We start from the raw sequence: 2,782 nt of genomic DNA, 5'->3' as shown, positions 1-2,782 counted from the left end.
GGACAGGTTACAGGTGACAGGGGACAGGGGACAGGTTACAGGGGACAGGGGACAGGTTACAGGGGACAGGTGACAGGTAATAGGAACATCTTAACCAATTACCAATTACCAATTACCAATTACCAATTACCAATTACCAATTACCAATTACCAATTACCAATTACCAATTACCAATTACCCATTATCAATTACCAGTGATTTAGACAACTTGTACTACTTCAGCGATTTCGGGAATTTTTTCTATAAGACGGCGTTCAATACCCATTTTCAGAGTCATAGTAGAACTTGGACAAGAACCACAAGCACCCTGTAATGAGACTTTAACAATCGGTCCATCCAATTCTACGAGTTTTACGTTACCACCATCAGACATGAGATAAGGACGCATCTCGTCTAATACGCTTTCTACATTTTCTATCGTTAGTTCCATAGGTTTAGACCTGTTCAGTAAATAAATTGGTAATTATCCGAGTTGCTAATTATCTAGTTTAGGCTGGAAATGGATAATTAGTCATTAGTCATTAGTCATTGGTTATTGGTCAGTTGTCAGTTGCAAAAGAATATTTTTCTCCCCTGCTGGCTGTTCCCTATTCTAGTAGCTGAATATGAGAATAAACAAACTCGGTAATTGATTGAGGAGTTGCAGTTTTCCCATCTTCATATTCTGCCACTATCTGCTTTGTCAAAATGTAATAATCACCAAATTTTTGATATGTATCCGTAAATTTGAGAATGCTATTAACATCATCTGTATGCGAATTGCGAAAAACCACATGATAAGCAGAAGGGATATAACCGCAGTCTGTATCTAGGAATTGCTCAGAATTAATCTCCAAAGACATCCGACCCATAACCCGAACTTCTTGATATATTTTTTGGTTACGGATTTGATAGCGAGAATCAGTATTTTCACTCTTGACAAAAACCGTTACACCATGATTTTCTACCGTTTCAACCAAAATAAAGTCATGTTGACCATAAGAATCTAGAAAACTGGTTTTCTGACAGCGGGTAACTACTTCCTGTAATTGAATATCAATTCCTGCTGCTATTTGTTTATCTGCGACTTCTGTAACTTGTATATTCAGGTTTGGGTCAATTTGAATCTTACCAGTATAAACTTCACCTTCCTGTAGCAGTTGCACATCGGCGGCATAACCGGGAAAGTTTTCATTCCAAGTGTAACGACTTTCATAAGCAGTTTGAAACAAAGTTTCTGCCGTTGACTGAATTGCCATATCACCACTTTGACTGCGCTTTTCTACTAGTTTAATGCAAAGTTGTTGTTTTTTAAATTGTACAGAAATATATTTGTGTTTTTACGTGGGATGTGGTAAGTGGCAGCTTTCCAGAGGATTATGTTGTTTGGGTCTATTCCGAGTATAGCATAAATTAAAATTGTCAGAATCAGGATGTCCAGGATTTGAGGATTTTCAGGATTTTTGTTGATGATCTGGTGAAGTCACAGATCTAATTTCTTTTATAGTGTGAAGATGATTTTTTATCCTTAAATCTGGATGTTTATAGACAATCAAGAAATCACATCCTGGACATCCTGATTCTGACAAAATATTATTGTTGTCATCCAGAACCCCGTGAACATTCCCCAGCAGAACCAGGGAACGAGGGAAAATCTCACAATCACATCCTGTTAATCCTTAAATCCTGGACATCCTGATTCTGACAAAATATTATTGTTGTCATCCAGAACCCCGTGAACATTCCCCAGCAGAACCAGGGAACGAGGGAAAATCTCACAATCACATCCTGTTAATCCTTAAATCCTGGACATCCTGATTCTGACAAAATATTATTGTTGTCATCCAGAGCCTCCCGTGAGCATTCCCCGGCAGAGCCAGGGAACGAGGGAAAATCTCACAATCACATCCTGTTAATCCTTAAATCCTGGACATCCTGATTCTGACAAAATATTATTGTTATCATCCAGAGCCTCCTGTGAACATTCCCCAGCAGAGCCAGGGAACGAGGGAAAATCTCACAATCACATCCTGTTAATCCTTAAATCCTGGACATCCTGATTCTGACAAAATCACAATTAACATCACCAAAGAAACTCCCTACAACCCTTTTAATAAACCCATTATTTTTTCATAAGCAGCAGTATTTCCTTGAGCCATGAACAATTGCGCTGCTCGTTGCAGGTCTTCTCTGGCTTTTTGTTTGTCACCAAGTTCATAATAAACAATTCCCCGGTTGTTGTAGGCTTCGGCATAGTTAGGATTAAACTTGATAGCTAGGTTGAAATCATCTATTGCTCCTTGCTTATCTCCTAAATCATCACGGACAATTCCCCGGTTGTTGTAGGCTTCGGCATAGTTAGGATTAAACTTGATAGCTAGGTTGAAATCATCTATTGCTCCTTGCTTATCTCCTAAATCATCACGGACAATTCCCCGGTTGTAGTAGGCTTCGGCATAGTTAGGATTAAACTTGATAGCTAGGTTGAAATCATCTATTGCTCCTTGCTTATCTCCTAAATCATCACGGACAATTCCCCGGTTGTTGTAGGCTTGGGCTAAGTTAGGATTAAACTTGATAGCTAGGTTGTAATCATCTATTGCTCCTTGCTTATCTCCTAAATCATCACGGACATTTCCCCGGTTGTTGTAGGCTTCGGCATAGTTAGGATTAAACTTGATAGCTAGGTTGTAATCATCTATTGCTCCTTGCTTATCTCCTAATTCATTACGGACAAGTCCCCGGTTGTTGTAGGCTTCGGCATAGTTAGGATTAATCTTGATAGCTAGGTTGTAATCATCT

General features: G+C 39.0%; 4 protein-coding genes. 1 reads left to right on the top strand and 3 read right to left on the bottom strand.

Annotation, left to right across the window (positions count from 1 at the left end; genetic code table 11):
• Positions 1–97: 97 nt before the first annotated feature.
• Complete coding sequence (locus IQ226_RS26125) at positions 98–199, top strand: hypothetical protein (protein WP_370567231.1); 102 nt, start codon at positions 98–100, stop codon at positions 197–199.
• Between the two features lies 1 nt (position 200).
• Here IQ226_RS26125 and IQ226_RS24655 read toward each other — a convergent pair whose 3' ends face one another.
• From IQ226_RS24655 to IQ226_RS24645, 3 genes are all read right to left on the bottom strand, one after another.
• Positions 201–431, bottom strand: a complete 231-nt coding sequence (locus IQ226_RS24655) for a NifU family protein (protein WP_193899754.1) — start codon at positions 429–431, stop codon at positions 201–203.
• A 157-nt stretch (positions 432–588) separates the two neighbouring features.
• The gene (locus IQ226_RS24650) at positions 589–1,239 is read right to left on the bottom strand and encodes a DUF3386 domain-containing protein (RefSeq protein ID WP_193899752.1); all 651 of its coding nucleotides are present in this window, start codon (positions 1,237–1,239) and stop codon (positions 589–591) included.
• 840 nt (positions 1,240–2,079) lie between these two features.
• A partial coding sequence (locus IQ226_RS24645) for a tetratricopeptide repeat protein (protein WP_193899750.1) occupies positions 2,080–2,782 on the bottom strand: 703 nt, incomplete at its 5' end.

The organism is Dolichospermum sp. LEGE 00240 (assembly GCF_015207875.1).
GTDB lineage: Bacteria > Cyanobacteriota > Cyanobacteriia > Cyanobacteriales > Nostocaceae > Dolichospermum > Dolichospermum gracile.
This window is presented reverse-complemented; position numbering and strand designations above follow the sequence as displayed.